Annotated in this window: 14 protein-coding genes; 8 read left to right on the forward strand and 6 right to left on the reverse strand. The window is 66.8% G+C overall.

All coding sequences use genetic code 11. The features are described 5' to 3' along the window. The first annotated feature begins 242 nt into the window (after window positions 1-242). The 4 genes from LGM71_RS00805 to LGM71_RS00820 all read left to right on the forward strand — a co-directional run bounded on the left by LGM71_RS00805 (window position 243) and on the right by LGM71_RS00820 (window position 3,473). Window positions 243-803, forward strand: a complete 561-nt coding sequence (locus LGM71_RS00805; protein ID WP_059608274.1) for a cytochrome b — start codon at window positions 243-245, stop codon at window positions 801-803. Window positions 804-811: 8 nt separating this feature from the next. Continuing rightward, window positions 812-1,372 (forward strand): YceI family protein, encoded by a 561-nt coding sequence (locus tag LGM71_RS00810; RefSeq protein ID WP_124624904.1) that lies wholly within the window; start codon window positions 812-814, stop codon window positions 1,370-1,372. 66 nt (window positions 1,373-1,438) lie between these two features. After that, entirely contained in the window at window positions 1,439-2,020 is a 582-nt protein-coding gene (locus LGM71_RS00815) for a YceI family protein (RefSeq protein WP_059535372.1), read from the forward strand. 175 nt (window positions 2,021-2,195) lie between these two features. Further along, complete coding sequence (locus tag LGM71_RS00820) at window positions 2,196-3,473, forward strand: MFS transporter (RefSeq protein WP_226113552.1); 1,278 nt, start codon at window positions 2,196-2,198, stop codon at window positions 3,471-3,473. A 21-nt stretch (window positions 3,474-3,494) separates the two neighbouring features. Here the strand turns inward: LGM71_RS00820 and LGM71_RS00825 are convergent, their stop codons facing one another. The 6 genes from LGM71_RS00825 to queA all read right to left on the reverse strand — a co-directional run bounded on the left by LGM71_RS00825 (window position 3,495) and on the right by queA (window position 11,293). Continuing rightward, window positions 3,495-5,033, reverse strand: coding sequence for a S41 family peptidase (locus LGM71_RS00825; RefSeq protein WP_226113554.1), 1,539 nt, complete (start codon window positions 5,031-5,033; stop codon window positions 3,495-3,497). Window positions 5,034-5,191: 158 nt separating this feature from the next. After that, window positions 5,192-6,142 (reverse strand): protein translocase subunit SecF, encoded by a 951-nt coding sequence (secF, locus tag LGM71_RS00830; protein WP_059465429.1) that lies wholly within the window; start codon window positions 6,140-6,142, stop codon window positions 5,192-5,194. Window positions 6,143-6,160: 18 nt separating this feature from the next. Further along, the gene (gene secD / locus LGM71_RS00835; RefSeq protein WP_059608277.1) at window positions 6,161-8,182 is read right to left on the reverse strand and encodes a protein translocase subunit SecD; all 2,022 of its coding nucleotides are present in this window, start codon (window positions 8,180-8,182) and stop codon (window positions 6,161-6,163) included. A 106-nt stretch (window positions 8,183-8,288) separates the two neighbouring features. After that, a complete protein-coding gene (yajC, locus tag LGM71_RS00840; protein ID WP_006476868.1) occupies window positions 8,289-8,612 on the reverse strand; it encodes a preprotein translocase subunit YajC in 324 nt (107 codons plus the stop codon). Window positions 8,613-8,867: 255 nt separating this feature from the next. Then, a complete protein-coding gene (tgt, locus tag LGM71_RS00845; RefSeq protein ID WP_226113556.1) occupies window positions 8,868-10,055 on the reverse strand; it encodes a tRNA guanosine(34) transglycosylase Tgt in 1,188 nt (395 codons plus the stop codon). A 170-nt stretch (window positions 10,056-10,225) separates the two neighbouring features. After that, on the reverse strand, window positions 10,226-11,293 hold the full coding sequence (gene queA / locus LGM71_RS00850; protein ID WP_226113558.1) for a tRNA preQ1(34) S-adenosylmethionine ribosyltransferase-isomerase QueA: 1,068 nt from the start codon (window positions 11,291-11,293) through the stop codon (window positions 10,226-10,228). 167 nt (window positions 11,294-11,460) lie between these two features. On the opposite strand from queA, the gene recG reads away from it, so the two are divergent. The 4 genes from recG (at window position 11,461) to LGM71_RS00870 (ending at window position 17,869) form a co-directional block, all read left to right on the forward strand. Further along, window positions 11,461-13,788, forward strand: coding sequence for an ATP-dependent DNA helicase RecG (gene recG, locus LGM71_RS00855; RefSeq protein WP_124902676.1), 2,328 nt, complete (start codon window positions 11,461-11,463; stop codon window positions 13,786-13,788). 137 nt (window positions 13,789-13,925) lie between these two features. Next, window positions 13,926-14,885, forward strand: a complete 960-nt coding sequence (locus tag LGM71_RS00860; protein WP_059608281.1) for a hydrogen peroxide-inducible genes activator — start codon at window positions 13,926-13,928, stop codon at window positions 14,883-14,885. A gap of 542 nt (window positions 14,886-15,427) precedes the next feature. Next, the gene (gene katG / locus LGM71_RS00865; RefSeq protein WP_124902674.1) at window positions 15,428-17,614 is read left to right on the forward strand and encodes a catalase/peroxidase HPI; all 2,187 of its coding nucleotides are present in this window, start codon (window positions 15,428-15,430) and stop codon (window positions 17,612-17,614) included. Window positions 17,615-17,713: 99 nt separating this feature from the next. Further along, entirely contained in the window at window positions 17,714-17,869 is a 156-nt protein-coding gene (locus tag LGM71_RS00870) for a hypothetical protein (RefSeq protein ID WP_170296459.1), read from the forward strand. Window positions 17,870-17,955 lie beyond the last annotated feature (86 nt).

Genomic DNA, 17,955 nt, shown 5'->3' on the forward strand with positions numbered 1-17,955 from the left:
CGACGGGCGGGGAACGCGTCGACAGGGCCGGAACCCGCGCCAATCTTACCAAAACGGCTTTTTCGGCGTGTCAACGCCCCGTTGCCGGGTGACCGGCCGGTAACATGGCGCAAACCTGGCAGCAGGCTGACGCGCCTGTCCTCGGAGTCCGCGCGAGACAAAAGGTTGCGGTAGCATGGCGCCCGTGACAAGCGTCGGACGAATTTACCGGCGCAGCCGTTCGCTCAACTGAGGAATCCATGATGGCATCGAAATCGCCGCCGGCCTCGCCGGCACGCTACGCGCACACCGCGATCGCGCTGCACTGGCTGATCGCGCTGCTGATCGTCTGCGGCTTCGCACTCGGCTGGGTGATGACCGACATCCCCGGCTTCACGCCGACGAAGCTCAAGTACTTCTCGTGGCACAAGTGGATCGGCGTGACGGTGTTCGCGCTCGCGGTTGTGCGCGTGCTGTGGCGCGCGACCCACCTGCCGCCGCCGCTGCCGGGCGACACACCGGCGTGGCAGCGTGCGGTGTCGCACGGCGTGCACATGCTGCTGTACGTGCTGATGATCGTGATTCCGGTTACGGGCTACCTGTACAGCTCCGCGTCGAACATCCCGGTCGTCTATCTCGGCATCGTGCCGCTGCCGCGCCTGATCGATCCCGATCCTGCGCTGAAGGAAACCTTCAAGACGCTGCACGTGTCTTTGAATTACATTCTGCTTTCGCTCGTCGCCATGCATGTGCTCGCGGCGCTCAAGCACCAGTTGTTGGACCGCGACGGCCTGCTGTCGCGGATGCTTCCCTCTGCCAAATGAAGGATCCCATGAAAGTGTCTTTCTCCCGCTCCATGCTGACCGCGTTCGCCGCGGTGTCACTCGTTGCGTCGGCCGCGGCGCACGCCGACGTCGATCTCGCGAAGAGCAAGGTGTCCGCCGTGTCGAAGCAGATGAACGTGCCGACCGAAGGCGCATTCAGGAAGTTCTCCGCGCAGGTGAAGTTCGACCCGGCCAAGGCCGCGCAGGGCAGCGCGCAAATGACGATCGACATCGCGAGCTTCGACCTCGGCGACAAGATGTACAACGACCAGGTCGCGGGCAAGGACTGGTTCGACGCAAAGGCGTATCCGCAGGCGACCTTCGCGTCGTCGGCGATCGCGCCGGCGGGCGGCAACAAGTACAACGTGACCGGCAAGCTGACGATCAAGGGCAAGTCCGAAACCATCACGGTGCCCGTCACGGTCACGCAGAGCGGCCCGACGCAGACCTTCGACGGCGTGCTGCCGATCAAGCGTTCGGCGTTCAACGTCGGCACCGGCGAGTGGAAGGACACGTCGATCGTCGCCGACGAAGTGCAGATCAAGTTTCATCTCGTCGCCACGAAGTAAGCGGCGGGTTGTCGCATCACCCCGAATGCCGCGCGAGGGCGCGGCGCCGTTCCAAGGAGAAAGCGTTTGAAAAAGCATCTGATCATCGCCGCGGGCGCGCTGGCCGCTTCGCTGTCGTTCTCGGCATTCGCTGACAGCGCGACGTACCAGTTCGACCCGAGCCATACGTACCCGAGCTTCGAGGCCGACCACTTCGGCGGCCTGTCGGTCTGGCGCGGCAAGTTCGACAAGTCGAGCGGCACCGTGACGCTCGACCGCGCGGCGAAGACCGGTACGGTCGACGTGACGACCGACATCGCGTCGATCCACACGGGCAGCGCGAAGCTCGACGAGCACCTGCAGACGGCCGAGTTCTTCGACGTCTCCAAGTTCCCGCAGGCGAACTACAAGGGCGCCATCAAGTTCGACGGCGACAAGCCGGTGTCGGTGGTCGGTAACCTGACGCTGCACGGCGTCACGAAGCCGGTCACGCTGAAGATCGATTCGTTCAAGTGCATGCCGCATCCGATGCTCAAGCGCGAAGTGTGCGGCGTTGACGCCGTCGGCGAATTCAGCCGCGACGATTTCGGCCTCGACTACGGCAAGCAGTACGGCTTCAAGATGAAGACGAAGCTGCTGATCACGGCCGAAGCCGTCAAGCAGCAGTAACGCGCGCGGCCGGGCTGGCCGCCGCGTCACGCCGCCGGCCCGTCGCGAGCCAGCCGCCGCGCTCCCGTTTTCAGGGGGCGCGGCGGTTTTTTTTGCGCGCCTATAATCGTCGGCGCAGCGCGCGGCGCGAGAATCGGCGCGCCCGACACAACGTACAACGACAAGGAGATCGCCGATGCATGCCGTCACGCAGTCCAGCTCCATTGCCTCGTCGCCGCGCGTGTGGCGCGCGGTGGTCGCCGCGTCGATCGGTAACGCGCTCGAGTGGTTCGACCTCGTCGTCTACGGCTTCTTCGCGGTGACGATCTCGAAGCTGTTCTTTCCGGCCGGCAACGATACCGTGTCGCTGTTGCTCACGCTCGGCACGTTCGGCGTGTCGTTCTTCATGCGCCCGCTCGGCGCGATCGTGCTCGGCGCGTATGCCGACCGCGCGGGCCGCAAGGCCGCGCTCACGCTGTCGATCCTGCTGATGATGGCCGGCACGCTGGTGATCGCGGTGCTGCCGACCTACCAGACGATCGGCGTTGCCGCGCCGCTGATCCTCGTCGCCGCGCGGCTGATGCAGGGTTTCTCCGCCGGCGGCGAATTCGGCAGCGCGACCGCGTTCCTGGCCGAGCACGTGCCGGGGCGGCGCGGCTTCTTCGCGAGCTGGCAGGTCGCGAGCCAGGGGCTCACGACGCTGCTTGCCGCCGGCTTCGGCACCGTGCTGAACGCGCAGCTCACCGCCGACCAGATGGCCGTGTGGGGATGGCGCATCCCGTTCTTCTTCGGGCTGCTGCTCGGGCCCGTCGCGTACTACATCCGCTCGAAGGTCGACGAGACGCCCGAATTCCTCGCCGCCGAAAGCACCGCGAGCCCGCTGCGCGACACGTTCGCGTCGCACAAGGCACGGCTCGTCGCCGCGATGGGCGTGGTGGTGCTCGGCACCGTCGCGACCTATCTCGTGCTGTTCATGCCGACCTACGGCGTGAAGCAGCTCGGCCTTGCGCCGTCGGCCGCGTTTGCCGCGATCCTCGTCGTCGGCGTGATCCAGATGGCGTTCGCACCGCTCGTCGGCCACTGGTCGGATCGTTACGGACGCGTGCGCGTGATGCTCGCGCCGGCCGTCGGCATCCTCGTGCTGATTTATCCGGCGTTCGCGTACCTGGTCGCGCATCCGGGCTTCGGCACGCTGATCGCGCTGCAGGTGCTGCTCGCGTTCCTGATGACCGGCTATTTCGCGGCGCTGCCCGGGCTGCTTTCCGAAGTGTTTCCGGTGCAGACGCGCACGACCGGGATGTCGCTTGCGTATAACGTCGCGGTGACGATCTTCGGTGGCTTCGGGCCGTTCATCATCGCGTGGCTGATCCGCGCGACCGGGATGAAGACCGCGCCGAGCTTCTACCTGATGTTCGCGGCCGTGCTGAGCTTCGCGGCGCTGATCGTGCTGCGCCGGCGGTTCGGGTTCCGGTGACGCGGGGTGCGCGGCGGCGCGTCAGTCGCTGCCGCGCTCGCATACCGGCTGCGCCGGCATCAGTTGCGCGGGCGCCGCGATGGTCTGCACCGGCCGGCCGGCGAGTGCGTCAAGCGCCTGCCGGAGCTGCCAGTCGGCATCCGTGCCGAATTCCCGCTGCGGCAGCGCCGCGCTCTTCGACGTATCGATTTTCTCGCGCACGCGCGCTTCGCGCAGTTTCTGCCGTGCCTTGCGTACCTGCGCGAACGGATCGGGCGTCAGCCGGTCCGCATACGGCGCGCGGGCGAGATCGACTTCGCGGTACCACAGCAGCACGCCGTCGACGTCCGAGTCGTGGCGCGGCGGCACGAGCCAGTCCGGCACGACGCCGTAACCGTCCATCGGGCAGCCGTTCGGCCGCAGGTTGCGCGCGAACGTGAAATTGACGCGTGTGCCGTCGATCAGGTCGACGCCGGTCTGCGCGAGCCCCTTTCCGTAGGTCGGCATCCCGAGCAGCCGCGCGCGGCCGAGGTCCTTCAGTGCCGCCGCTGTCGCTTCGGCGGCCGACGCGCTCTGTCCGTCGACGAGCACGACGAGCGGCACGCTGCGCCACCAGTCGTCTGCCTGCAGCGGTGCGAGCGGATCCTGGCCGTGCATGACCGGCAGTTCGTAGTCGGGCCAGTTGGTCGTGAAGCGGCGACGCTTCGTGCCGTCGCGCTCGAGCGTCACCATCGCGGTGCGGTCGCGCCCGGCGAACAGCGCGGTGATGCCGATCGCCGCATTCAGCGCGCCGCCGCCGTTGATGCGCAGGTCGAGGATCACGCCTTTCACTGGCGGCCCCGCGCGGCGCGCGGCCTGCACCGCGTCGATATAGTTGCCGACCGCGGGCTCCGGGAAGCTCGACAGTCGCGTGTACAGGATGTCGCCCGCGAGCCGCTTGGCGGTCGCCGGGTGTGGCCGGACGATTGCGCGGACCGGCGCGAAGGTCAGCGTCGAATGGTTTGGACCACGCCGGACCGTGAGCTTCAGCGGCACGCCCGCGTCGCCCTTCGCGAGATTCACGACCTCGCTGCTGTCGATCCCGACGACGCTGCGGTCGTTCATCGCGACGACGAGATCGTCGGGCCGAACGCCGGCCTGTTCGGCGGGCGCGTCGGGGATCACGTCGATGATGTGCAGGCCGTCGGGCCGCGTCTCGAACACGATGCCGATGCCCGGCGTGCCGTCGCGTGCGCGGCGCTCGTCGTCGCGCCGTTGCTGTTCCTCCTTTGCGTTGAAGAAGCGCGCATACGGCAGCGTCTTGATTCCGTCGTGCACTGTGGCGTCGAGCAACGCGCCGATGTCGACGTCGGTGAGGTGCTGCTTCTTCAGCACTTCGACCGCGGCCTTCAGTTCGCAGAGCTGCGGTTCCCAGTCGGGCGGGCAGGGTGACGGTTGTGACGCCGCGGCAGCAGCAGCGGCGGGCGGGGCGGACGCGGATTGTGCGCGGGCGGCCGATGCGCATGCAACGAACGCGGCCGCGGCGGCGGCACCGGTACTCCAGGCGACGATGCGATGAACGACACGCGTGGCAGGCATCATGAGGACCGCGGCTTCGACGGGTGGCGGGGCGGGATGGTGAAGCGATTGTAGCCGACGGCCCGTGCGGTCGCGCCGGAGGAAGCGGGCGCGGCTCGCGCATGAAAAAAGGCCGGTCCAACAGGACCGGCCTTCTGGTATCCGCCGAAACGACGCGGCGCTTAAACCTGCGCGCCCGCGTTCGGATCGTCCGGATCGTGCGCCGTCTTCTTTTCCTTGATCAGGTCTTCGCGCTTGATGCCGAGCCACATCGCGAGCGAGCCCGCGACGAACACCGACGAGTAGATGCCGAACATGATGCCGACCGTCAGCGCGAGCGCGAAGTAGTGCAGTGTCGGGCCGCCGAAGAAGAACATCGACAACACCATCATTTCCGTCGACGTGTGCGTGATGATCGTCCGCGACATCGTGGTCGTGATCGCGTGGTTGATCACCTCCGACACGCTCATCTTGCGTTCGCGGCGGAACGTTTCGCGGATCCGGTCGAAGATGACGACCGACTCGTTGACCGAGTAGCCGAGCACCGCGAGAATCGCCGCGAGCACCGCCAGCGAGAACTCCCACTGGAAGAACGCGAAGAAGCCGAGAATGATCACGACGTCGTGCAGGTTCGCAATGATGCCGGCGACCGCGTACTTCCATTCGAAGCGGATCGACAGGTAGATCACGATGCCGATCACCACGCACGCGAGCGCGAGGAGACCGTCGGTCGCGAGTTCGCGTCCGACCTGCGGGCCGACGAACTCGACGCGCTGCAGCGTCACGTCCGGGCTCTGCGCCTTCAGCGCGGTCATCACCTGGTCGCTCTGCTGCGCGGACGTGAGGCCTTCCTTCAGCTGCAGGCGGATCAGCACGTTGCGCGACGTGCCGAAGTTCTGCACTTGCGCGTCGGCGTAGCCGAGCTTGCCGAGCGTGTCGCGCACGGGCTCGAGCTGCGCGGCCTGCTGGTACTGCACCTCGATCACCGTGCCGCCGGTGAATTCGACGGACAGGTGCAGCCCGCGGTGGAACAGGAAGAACACGGCGGCGAGGAACGTGACCAGCGAGATCACGTTGAACACCAGCGCGTGCCGCATGAACGGAATGTCTTTACGGATGCGGAAAAATTCCATGGCTTCGTCTCCGGGGCCTTATTGGGTCGAGCCCGGTTTCTTCGTCGACACGCCTTGCTGCGCGCGGTTGCGCAGCTGCGGCTTGCCGGCGCGCGGTGCGTTGCCCTTCGCGGGTGCGGCGAGCTTCGCGGCGCGTGCGGTATCGGTCGATTCGTCAGCCGCGGCGAACGAGGCGCCAGCCGTGGCGCCTTCCGGCTTCCACACCTGGCCGATCGCGAGCGACTTCAGCTTCTTGCGGCCGCCGTACCAGAGGTTGACGATCCCGCGCGAGAAGAACACCGCGGAGAACATCGACGTCAGGATGCCGAGGCAGTGCACGATCGCGAACGCGCGAACCGGGCCCGAGCCGAATGCGAGCAGCGCGAGGCCGGCGATCAGCGTCGTGACGTTCGAGTCGAGAATCGTCGCCCACGCGTGCGCGTAGCCGGCCTGGATCGCGATCTGCGGCGGCTGGCCGGCGCGCAGTTCTTCACGCACGCGCTCGTTGATCAGCACGTTCGAGTCGATCGCCATGCCGAGCGCGAGCGCGATTGCCGCGATACCCGGCAGCGTCAGCGTCGCCTGCATCAGCGACAGCACCGCGACGAGCAGCAGCAGGTTCACGGACAGGCCGATCACCGAGATCACGCCGAACAGCATGTAGTACGCGATCATGAAGACGGCGATCGCGCAGAAGCCCCAGATCACCGAGTGGACGCCCATCTTGATGTTGTCCGCGCCGAGGCTCGGGCCGATCGTGCGTTCCTCGATGATGTCCATCGGTGCGGCGAGCGAACCGGCGCGCAGCAGCAGCGCTAGGTCTGCCGCCGCCTGCGGCGTCGGCTGGCCCGTGATCTGGAAGCGGTCGCCGAGTTCGGACTGGATCGTCGCGACCGTCAGCACCTCGCCCTTGCCCTTCTCGAACAGCACCATCGCCATCGGCTTGCCGATGTTCTCGCGCGACACCGCGCGCACCGAGCGGCCGCCCGCCGAGTCGAGGCGGATGTTGACCGACGGACGCTGGTGTTCGTCGAAGCCCGCCGACGCATCGATGATGCGGTCGCCGGTGAAGATCACTTCCTTCTTCAGGAGAACGGGCGCCTGGTTGCCCTGCGTGAACAGCTCCTCGCCCGGCGGCACGGGGTCGTTCGGGTTCGGGTGCGTGTTGATCGGATCGGCGAGGCGCGCCTCGAGCGTCGCGGTGCGGCCGATGATGTCCTTCGCCTTCGCGGTGTCCTGCACCCCCGGCAGTTCGACGACGATGCGGTCGCTGCCTTGCTGTTGCAGGATCGGCTCGGACACGCCGAGTTCGTTCACGCGGTTGTGGAGCGTCGTCAGGTTCTGCTTGAGCGCGGCGTCCTCGACGGCCTTCTGCACGGCCGGCGTGAACGTGCCGACGACTTGCGTGCCGCCGCCGCCGGGCTGGGTCGCCCATTGCAGTTCGGTGACCGACGCGGCGAGCACCTTGCGGGCGTCTTCCGCCGTCTGCGCGTCGCTGAAATTGACGACGACGGACTGGTCGACGCGGCTCACGCCGCCGTCGCGGATGTTCTTGTCGCGCAGCAGCGTGCGCGCATCGGATGCGTCGGAGTCGAGCTTCTTCGTGAGCGCGCCCGTCATGTCGACCTGGAGCAGGAAGTGGACACCGCCGCGCAGGTCGAGGCCGAGATACATCGGCAGTGCGTGCAGCGCGGTCAGCCAGCGCGGCGACGCGCTTTGCAGGTTCAGTGCGACGACGTACTGCGGATCGTTCGGATCGGCGTTCAGCGACTTCTGCAGCAGGTCCTTGACGCGCAGTTGCGTATCGGTGTCCTTCAGGCGCACGCGGATGTTCGCGTTGGACGCCGTGTTCTCGAAGGTGACGTCGTCCGGCGTGATCTGCGCGGAAGCGAGCGCGGATTCGACCTGGGTCAGCGTGGTCGAGTCGAGCTTGACCGTGGCCTTGCCGCTCGACACCTGCACCGCCGGCGCTTCGCCGAAGAAGTTGGGCAATGTGTACAGAAGGCCGATGGCGAGCGCCACGACCATCACGACATATTTCCAGAGTGGATAACGATTCATGAGGGGGCCGAACGGGTGGTTGGCGTGAAAGCGTCGCGTCCGGCGCCGCGGCGGCCCGCTCTCTCAGGCGGGCACGACGCGGGGAGCCGGACGCTCGGTGAAAGCCTTACAGCGACTTGATCGTGCCCTTCGGCAGAATGGTCGTGACCGCAGCCTTCTGCACGGTGATTTCGGTGCCTTCGGCGATTTCGACGCCGATGTAGCCTTCGGTGACCTTCGTCACCTTGCCGACGAGGCCGCCGCTCGTGACGACTTCGTCGCCCTTCGCCATGGCCGCGAGCATGTTGCGGTGTTCCTTCTGGCGCTTCATCTGCGGACGGATCATGATGAAGTACAGCACCGCGAACATCAGGATGAGCGGCAGGAAGCTCATCAGGCTCGATTCGGCGCCACCGGCACCTTGCGCGAAGGCATTGGAAATGAACGGCACGTTGGTCTCTCCGTAGGGGAAGATCGAAAATTAAGCCGGTTATTCTACCACCGGCCCCATGTGCAAACGGCGCAGCAAATGCGCTTTCGGATCAAGCTGTTAAAGCATGAAACGGCACCGTTGCGACGCGTTTGGAAAGGCAATTGTAATATTCGGCGGCCACGACTGGCGGTCGGGACGCGATATTTAGTACACATCCTATGTGACGTGGCGCGGTGCGGGCAGCGGTTCGAAGCCACGCGGCCCGCCGGCCGGTCAGTCGACCCCTCTTGCGCGATCCTCCGCGAAGCGCTGGCGGAACGCATCGAACGTATGGGTCTCGATCGCGTCGCGGATCTCGTTCATCAGCTGCAGGTAGTAGTGCAGGTTGTGGATCGTGTTGAGCTGCGCGCCGAGGATTTCGCCGACGCGGTGCAGGTGGTGCAGGTAGCCGCGCGAGAAGTTCTGGCACGTGTAGCACGTGCAGCTCGCGTCGAGCGGCTTCAGCGAATTCTTGTGCGTCGCGTTGCGGATCTTCACGTCGCCGAAGCGCGTGAAAAGCCACCCGTTGCGTGCGTTGCGGGTCGGCATCACGCAGTCGAACATGTCGACGCCGTTCGCGACGCCCTCGACCAGATCCTCCGGCGTGCCGACGCCCATCAGGTAGTGCGGCTTGTTGGCCGGCAGCTTCGGGCCGACGTGCCGCAGCACGCGCATCATGTCTTCCTTCGGCTCGCCGACCGACAGCCCGCCGATCGCGAGGCCGTGGAAGCCGAGCTCCGACAGGCCCGCGAGCGATTCGTCGCGCAGGTCCTCGAACATCCCGCCCTGGACGATCCCGAACAGCGCGTTCGGGTTGCCGAGCCGGTCGAACTCGTCGAGCGAGCGTTTCGCCCAGCGCAGCGACATGCGCATCGAGTCGGCCGCTTCCTTGTGCGTGGTCGGCACGCCGTTGGTCGCGTACGGCGTGCATTCGTCGAACTGCATCACGATGTCGGAGTTCAGCACCTTCTGGATCTGCATCGACACTTCCGGCGACAGGAACAGCTTGTCGCCGTTGATCGGCGATGCGAACGTCACGCCGTCCTCGGTGATCTTGCGCAGGTCGCCGAGCGAGAACACCTGGAAGCCGCCCGAGTCGGTCAGGATCGGCTTGTTCCAGCCCATGAAGCCATGCAGGCCGCCGTGCGCGTCGATCGTCTCGAGGCCGGGGCGCAGCCACAGGTGGAACGTGTTGCCGAGAATGATCTGCGCCTTGATCTCGTGCAACTCGCGCGGCTGGATCGCCTTCACGGTGCCGTACGTGCCGACCGGCATGAAGATCGGCGTCTCGACCACGCCGTGGTTGAGCTTCACGCGGCCGCGGCGCGCATGGCCGTCGGTCGTCAGCAGTTCGAATTCGAGCCCGTTGGCCGGGCGGTCCTGCACGGGAGCGTGCGTATCGTGGGATGAACCTTCGGTCATCGCGTCATTCTCCTTGCCACCGGAGAACAGTCCGGCGCATGTTGGAAACGCCGCCGGCAAGCCGGCGGCTGGGAAAAGCGGGCGCGCGCCATCGGAGCGCGCGCAGCGGGACAACGGGAGCCACGGCGGCTGCGCGGTCGCGGGCCGGTGCGTCTTCGCACCTGCCTCGCTTACGCGCGCGGCGCCTCCGGCGTGTCGCGCCGCGTGAGCAGCATCGCATCGCCGTAGCTGAAGAAGCGGTAGCGTTCGTCGATCGCGTGCCGGTACGCGGCGCGGATCGTCTCGACGCCCGCGAACGCGGACACCAGCATCAGCAGGGTCGACTTCGGCAGATGGAAGTTCGTCACGAGCCGATCGACGACGCGGAAACCGTAGCCCGGCGTGATGAAGATGTCGGTCTCGGCCTGCGTCGCCGCGAGCGGGCGGCCCGCTTCGTCGGCGCTGCGCGCCGCGGCTTCGAGCGCGCGCATCGACGTCGTGCCGACCGCGATCACGTTGCCGCCGCGCGCGCGGGTCGCGGCGATCTTGTCGACGAGTGATTGCGGCAGGTCGTACCACTCGCTGTGCATCCGGTGCTCGGCGATGTTCTCGACGCGCACCGGCTGGAACGTTCCGGCGCCCACGTGCAGCGTCAGCGTCGCGCGCTCGACGCCCATCGCGTCGAGCTTGTCGAGCAGCGGCTGGTCGAAATGGAGCCCGGCCGTGGGCGCCGCGACCGCGCCCGGGTTGCTCGCATAGACGGTCTGGTAGCGCGTCTCGTCGTTCGCGTCGGCGTCGTGCTCGATGTACGGCGGCAGCGGCAGGCGGCCGTGCTGCTCGATCAGCGTGAGGCACGGCTCCGGGAAATGCAGCGTGAAGAACGGCTCGACGCGCTCGCCGACCGTCACGTCGAACGCGTCGGCGAGGCGCAGCGTCGTGCCGGCGCCCGGCGACTTGCTCGCGCGGATCTGCGCGAGCGCGGTGTGCGTGCCGGTCACGCGCTCGATCAGCACCTCGATCTTGCCGCCACTGGCCTTCTGGCCGAAGAAGCGCGCCTTCAGCACCTTGGTATCGTTGAACACGAGCAGGTCGCCGGGCGTGATGCACGACGGCAGCTCGGCGAAGCGGCGGTCGACGAGGCGCGCGGGCTCGACGGTGCCATCGACCTCGAGCAGGCGGCTCGCGGTGCGGTCGGGCAGTGCGGTTTGCGCAATCAGCTCGGGAGGCAGATTGAAATCGAAATCGGAAAGCGTGAACATGCGGGCTGGTTCGAAACGGCCGGCGGGCGCCGCCGACAGGGCGGAAACGCATGAATGGGGCGCGCAAGCCGCTATGATGGCGGGATGCGCGGCCTGGCCGGCGTCGTTCGTTCGGACGACGTGAAAGCCGCTATTGTACTTGCCTTGCGAAGCACCCAGACGATCCGATGCCTGTGTCACCACGCCGTTCCTCCGCCGCTGTTGCCGATTCCGCCGATCCGTTCGACGCGGACGATGCCGCGTTGCACGCGCAAAGTGTCGAGCCGCGCGGTGCCGCGCCGCGCCGCGCGGGCCCGAAGCGCGGCGCCGACGGGCGCCTCGCGCAGCCGGCCGCCGCCGCGCCCGACGTCGAACCGGGCGCGGGCAGCGACGACGCGGGGGCAGCCGGTACGCCCGGCGCGAAGCGCAAGAAGAAGCCGGCTGCCGACAAGCCCGTGAAGACCGCCGACAAGCTTGCGAAGCTCGGCCTCACACGCTCGATCGATCTCGTGCTGCATTTGCCGATGCGCTACGAGGACGAAACCACGCTCACGCCGATCGGCGAACTGCTGCCGGGCGGCATCGCGCAGACCGAGGGCGTGGTGTTCGACAACGAAGTCGCATACCGGCCGCGGCGCCAACTCGTCGTGAAGATCCAGGACGACGACGGCGAGCAGCTCGTGCTGCGCTTTCTCAATTTCTACGGCTCGCAGGTCAAGCAGATGGCGGTCGGCCAGCGGCTGCGCGTGCGCGGCGACGTGCGCGGCGGCTTCTTCGGGATGGAGATGGTGCATCCGGCCGTGCGCGTCGTCGAAGCCGATGCGCCGCTGCCGCAGGTGCTCACGCCCGTCTATCCGAGCACGGCCGGCGTGTCGCAAGCCTATCTGCGCAAGGCGATCGAGAACGCGGTCGAGCGCACGCCGCTGCCCGAGCTGCTGCCGCCCGAGATCGAACGCGACTACCTGAAGCCGCTCGGCGTGCCGACGCTCGCGCAGGCCGTGCGCATCCTGCACCACCCGGGCGTCGATTCCGATGAAGCCGCGCTGATGGACGGCTCGCATCCGGCGTGGACCCGCATCAAGTTCGAGGAACTGCTCGCGCAGCAGCTGTCGCTCAAGCGTGCGCACGAGGAGCGCCGCACGCGCGCGGCGCCCGCGATGCCGCGCCGCACCGCGACCGATGCCGACGCGCTGACGACGCGTCTCTACGCGGCGCTGCCGTTCACGCTGACGGGCGCGCAGTCGCGCGTCGTCGACGAGATCGCGCACGACCTCACGCTCGCGCATCCGATGCAGCGGCTGCTGCAGGGCGACGTCGGCAGCGGCAAGACGGTCGTCGCGGCGCTGGCGGCCACGCAGGCGATCGACGCCGGCTACCAGGCCGCGCTGATGGCGCCGACCGAAATCCTCGCGGAGCAGCATGCGCGCAAGCTGCGCGCGTGGCTCGAACCGCTCGGCGTATCGGTCGCCTGGCTCGCGGGCAGCCTGAAGGCGAAGGAGAAGCGCGCGGCGATCGAGGCCGCGGCGCTCGGCACCGCGCAGCTCGTGATCGGCACGCACGCGATCATCCAGGACACCGTCGAATTCGCGCGGCTCGGCCTCGTGATCGTCGACGAGCAGCACCGCTTCGGCGTCGAGCAGCGTCTCGCGCTGCGCGCGAAGGCCGCAAACGCGGCCAACGGTGCACGCGATTTCCAGCCGCACCAGCTGATGATGTCGGCCACGCCGATTCCGCGCACGCTCGCGATGACGTATTACGCGGATCTCGAGGTGTCGACGATCGACGAATTGCCGCCGGGCCGCACGCCGGTGCTGACGCGCCTCGTCGGCGATGCGCGGCGCGAGGAGGTGATTGCCCGCGTGCGCGAGGCCGCGCTGACCGGCCGCCAGGTCTATTGGGTGTGTCCGCTGATCGAGGAGAGCGAGACGCTGCAGCTGCAGACGGCCGTGGAGACCTACGAGACGCTGGCCGCGGCACTGCCCGAACTGAAGGTCGGGCTCGTGCACGGGCGGCTGTCGCCAGCCGACAAGGCGGCCGTGATGGAAGCCTTCACGCGCAACGACGTGCAGTTGCTCGTTGCGACGACCGTGATCGAGGTCGGCGTCGACGTGCCGAACGCGTCCCTGATGGTGATCGAGCACGCGGAGCGCTTCGGCCTCGCGCAGTTGCATCAGCTGCGCGGCCGCGTCGGGCGCGGCACCGCGGCGTCGGTCTGCGTGCTGCTGTACACGGGCCCGCTGTCGCTGACCGGCCGTGAGCGGCTGAAGACGATGCGCGAGACGACCGACGGCTTCGAGATCGCGCGGCGCGACCTCGAAATTCGCGGCCCCGGCGAATTTCTCGGCGCGCGCCAGTCCGGCGCCGCGATGCTGCGCTTCGCGAACCTCGAGACCGACGGCTGGCTGATCGACCCGGCCCGCGACGCGGCAGCGCGGCTGATCGCCGCGTATCCCGACGTGGTCACGCAGCACCTCGCACGCTGGCTCGGCGGGCGGGAGCAGTATCTGAAGGCCTGATTCGCGCATTCAGGGACGGATAGAAAACCGCCGTTCGGCGGTGATTCGGCGCATCGCGATGCAGAGAAACTTGGCGAACCGGTGCCAACGGGTGTATAAATTAAACCTATCGCCTGTATAACCCTGATTGACCCACAATGACCCTGACTGAATTGAAGTACATCGTCGCGGTCGCGCGCGAACGGCATTTCGGTCGCGCGGCCGAAGCATGCTTCGTGAGCCAGCCGACGCTATCGGTGGCGATCAAGAAGCTGGAAGACGAGCTCAACGTGCAGATTTTCGAGCGCGGCGCGAGCGAAGTGAGCGTGACCCCGATCGGCGACCAGATCGTCACGCAGGCGCAGCGCGTGCTCGAGCAGACCTTCGCGATCAAGGAGATCGCGAAGCAGGGCAAGGACCCGCTCGTCGGCCCGTTCCGTCTGGGCGTGATCTACACGATCGGGCCGTACCTGCTGCCGACGCTCGTCAAGCAGATGATCCAGCGCGTGCCGCAGATGCCGCTGATGCTGCAGGAGAATTACACGCTGAAGCTGCTCGAACTGCTGAAGCAGGGCGAGATCGACGCCGCGATCATGGCGCTGCCGTTCCCCGAAACCGGCCTGATGGTGCGGCCGCTGTACGACGAACCGTTCGTCGTCGCGCTGCCGGCCGGCCATCCGTGGGAGAAGCGCCACGAGATCGACGCCGAGGACCTGAAGCAGGAAACCATGCTGCTGCTCGGCAACGGTCACTGCTTCCGCGACCATGTGCTCGGCGTGTGCCCGGAGCTGATGCGCTTTTCGCAGACGGCCGACGGTATCCAGAAGACCTTCGAAGGCTCGTCGCTCGAGACGATCCGCCACATGGTCGCGAGCGGTGTCGGCATCACGGTGCTGCCGCGGATGTCGGTCGCCGAAGTCGGCCCGCGCGCGAACGGCCCCGACGCCGAGTTGCTGTCGTACGTGCCGTTCAACGAACCGGTGCCGGATCGTCGCGTCGTGCTGGTGTGGCGCAAGAGCTTCACGCGGATGCCGGCGATCGACGCGATCAGCGACGCGATCGCGGCGTGCGACCTGCCAGGCGTCGCGAAGCTCGACATGCCGGCGACGATGAATTGAGCAGGGTGCGGTGCATCTGAGGCAGGCCAGGGACGGGGTCTAGCGACCCCGTTTATTTTTGCCTATCGAATAGATGAAATTTATCAAATTCAAATTCATGATAGAAATTCATAGAATCACTTCCATGGATTGCACTGGATCTGCGGTCCGATTTGCACACTGAATGCAGATGTCAAAGGAGTATGTCATGATGCGGTCGGTATTGCAGCACGCGCAGCGGAACATCCCGTCGCGCGACGTGGTCGTAAATCGCGCGAGGGCAGCGGCCCGAAGCCTGCGCCCGATAGCGTTCGCGTATCTGGCGGACCGTGTGCATGGCGGATGAGTGCCGCGGCACCCTGGTTCCGTGTTCCCCCGACTCATCGCCATTCAGCCATGAGGGAGCATTGCATGTCCGAAGTCCCGCAGCCCGCATCGAAGGCAACTCCGCCTGACACCCCGTAGCACGACAGGACCAACCTGTTCCGTTTCATCCCCCTGCAATGCTCCACGAACCGCGCCCGGCAAGTGGGGGCTTACGAGCAAGTAAAGGAGAAAAAAGCATGTCGACCGAATCGAAATGTCCGTTCAACCATACGGCGGCCGGCGGCACGTCGAACAAGGACTGGTGGCCGAACCAGCTCAATCTCAACATCCTGCATCGGCACTCGGCGCTGTCCGATCCGATGGACAAGGATTTCGACTACGCGGAAGCGTTCAAGAAGCTCGACCTCGCGGCGGTGAAGCGCGACCTGCAGGCGCTGATGACGACTTCGCAGGACTGGTGGCCGGCCGACTTCGGTCACTACGGCGGCCTGTTCATCCGGATGGCCTGGCATAGCGCCGGCACGTACCGGACCGCCGACGGCCGCGGCGGCGCGGGCGGCGGGCAACAGCGCTTCGCCCCGCTGAACAGCTGGCCGGACAACGGCAACCTCGACAAGGCGCGCCGGCTGCTGTGGCCGATCAAGCAGAAATACGGCCGCAACATCTCGTGGGCCGACCTGATGATCCTGACCGGTAACGTCGCGCTCGAATCGATGGGCTTCAAGACCTTCGGCTTCGCCGGCGGCCGCGTCGACACGTGGGAGCCGGACGACGTCTACTGGGGTTCGGAAAAGATCTGGCTGGAACTGAGCGGCGGCCCGAACAGCCGTTACTCGGGCGACCGTGACCTCGAGAATCCGCTCGCGGCCGTGCAGATGGGCCTCATCTACGTGAACCCGGAAGGCCCGGACGGCAACCCCGACCCGGTCGCGGCGGCACGCGATATCCGCGAGACGTTCGCGCGGATGGCGATGAACGACGAAGAAACGGTCGCGCTGATCGCCGGCGGCCATACGTTCGGCAAGACGCACGGCGCGGGCCCCGCATCGAACGTCGGTCCGGAACCGGAAGCGGCCGGCATCGAGCAGCAGGGTCTCGGCTGGAAGAGCACGTACGCATCGGGCAAGGGCCGTGACGCGATCACGAGCGGCCTCGAAGTGACGTGGACGTCGACGCCGACGAAGTGGAGCAACGATTTCTTCAAGCACCTGTTCAGCTACGAATGGGAATTGACGAAGAGCCCGGCCGGCGCGCATCAGTGGGTCGCGAAGGGCGCCGACGAGGTGATTCCGGATGCGTTCGATCCGGCGAAAAAGCATCGCCCGACGATGCTGACGACCGACCTGTCGCTGCGTTTCGACCCCGCCTACGAGAAGATCTCGCGCCGCTTCTACGAGAACCCGGCCGAGTTCGCCGACGCGTTCGCGCGCGCCTGGTTCAAGCTCACGCACCGCGACATGGGCCCGCGTGCGCGCTATCTCGGCCCGGAAGTGCCGGCCGAGCAACTGCTGTGGCAGGACCCGATTCCGGCCGTCGACCACGCCTTGATCGACGCTGCCGATGTTGCCGCGCTGAAGGCGAAGATCCTCGCGACGGGGCTGAGCGTGTCGCAGCTCGTGTCGACCGCATGGGCGTCCGCATCGACGTTCCGCGGTTCGGACAAGCGCGGCGGCGCGAACGGTGCGCGCATCCGCCTCGCGCCGCAGAAGGACTGGGAAGTCAACCAGCCCGCGCAGCTTGCGAAGGTGCTCGAAACGCTCGAAGGCGTGCAGAAGGCGTTCAACGATGCGCAGACGGGCGGCAAGAAGGTGTCGCTCGCCGACCTGATCGTGCTGGCCGGTGCAGCCGGCGTCGAGCAGGCCGCGAAGAATGCGGGCGTGGCCGTGACGGTGCCGTTCGCGCCGGGCCGGATGGACGCGTCGCAGGAGCAGACCGATATCGAAGCGATGGCCGTGCTCGAGCCGGTTGCGGACGGTTTCCGCAACTACCTGAAGAGCGCGTACAAGACGCCGGCGGAGGCGCTGCTGGTCGACAAGGCCCAGCTGCTGACGCTGAGCGGGCCGGAGCTGACGGTGCTCGTCGGCGGCCTGCGTGTGCTCGGCGCGAACGTCGGTGACGCAAGGCACGGCGTGTTCACCGATCGTCCGGGCTCGCTGACCAACGACTTCTTCGTGAACCTGCTCGACATGGGCACGGAGTGGAAGCCGGTGTCGGCCGCTAACGACGTGTTCGAAGGGCGCGATCGGGCGACGGGCCAGGTCAAGTGGACGGGTACGCGCGTCGACCTGATCTTCGGTTCGCACTCGCAGTTGCGTGCGCTGGCCGAGGTGTACGGCAGCGCGGACGCGAACGAGAAGTTCGTGCGCGATTTCGTCGCGGCCTGGAACAAGGTGATGAACCTCGACCGTTTCGACCTCGCGTGAATGTCGCGATGCGGTAACGCAGTCACGCTGTAACGTGAAACGGCCGGTCGCACGACCGGCCGTTTTTTCTTCCAGGATCTTGTCGAAGGAGTGACGACCATGACGCAAATGATGCTGAACATGCGCACCGCGTTCACGCCGGCCGAGTGGGCGCGGCGTATCGTCGGTTTCGCGATCGTCGTCGGCGGTGCGGCCGAGCTGGCCGCGCAGGCGCTGCACGCGCTCGCGCCGCTCGTATCGAGCGCTGGCGGCTGAGCGCGGCGAGTCCCGAACGGGTGCCGTGCAACGCGGCATGCGGATTGCTCGACGCATTTTCTCCGGTTCAACATTTCGAATGAGGA

The sequence above is a fragment of the Burkholderia sp. AU33545 genome (assembly GCF_020419685.1).
In the GTDB taxonomy this organism is placed as follows: Bacteria; Pseudomonadota; Gammaproteobacteria; order Burkholderiales; family Burkholderiaceae; genus Burkholderia; species Burkholderia diffusa.

What these genes read in the sequence shown, in the direction of transcription:
- LGM71_RS00805 (WP_059608274.1), top strand. Translation starts at nt 243, where the DNA reads ATGGCATCGAAATCGCCGCCGGCCTCGCCGGCACGCTACGCGCACACC.
- LGM71_RS00810 (WP_124624904.1), top strand. Translation starts at nt 812, where the DNA reads ATGAAAGTGTCTTTCTCCCGCTCCATGCTGACCGCGTTCGCCGCGGTG.
- LGM71_RS00820 (WP_226113552.1), top strand. Translation starts at nt 2,196, where the DNA reads ATGCATGCCGTCACGCAGTCCAGCTCCATTGCCTCGTCGCCGCGCGTG.
- LGM71_RS00825 (WP_226113554.1), bottom strand. Translation starts at nt 5,033, where the DNA reads ATGATGCCTGCCACGCGTGTCGTTCATCGCATCGTCGCCTGGAGTACC.
- secF (WP_059465429.1), bottom strand. Translation starts at nt 6,142, where the DNA reads ATGGAATTTTTCCGCATCCGTAAAGACATTCCGTTCATGCGGCACGCG.
- secD (WP_059608277.1), bottom strand. Translation starts at nt 8,182, where the DNA reads ATGAATCGTTATCCACTCTGGAAATATGTCGTGATGGTCGTGGCGCTC.
- tgt (WP_226113556.1), bottom strand. Translation starts at nt 10,055, where the DNA reads ATGACCGAAGGTTCATCCCACGATACGCACGCTCCCGTGCAGGACCGC.
- queA (WP_226113558.1), bottom strand. Translation starts at nt 11,293, where the DNA reads ATGTTCACGCTTTCCGATTTCGATTTCAATCTGCCTCCCGAGCTGATT.
- recG (WP_124902676.1), top strand. Translation starts at nt 11,461, where the DNA reads ATGCCTGTGTCACCACGCCGTTCCTCCGCCGCTGTTGCCGATTCCGCC.
- LGM71_RS00860 (WP_059608281.1), top strand. Translation starts at nt 13,926, where the DNA reads ATGACCCTGACTGAATTGAAGTACATCGTCGCGGTCGCGCGCGAACGG.
- katG (WP_124902674.1), top strand. Translation starts at nt 15,428, where the DNA reads ATGTCGACCGAATCGAAATGTCCGTTCAACCATACGGCGGCCGGCGGC.
- LGM71_RS00870 (WP_170296459.1), top strand. Translation starts at nt 17,714, where the DNA reads ATGACGCAAATGATGCTGAACATGCGCACCGCGTTCACGCCGGCCGAG.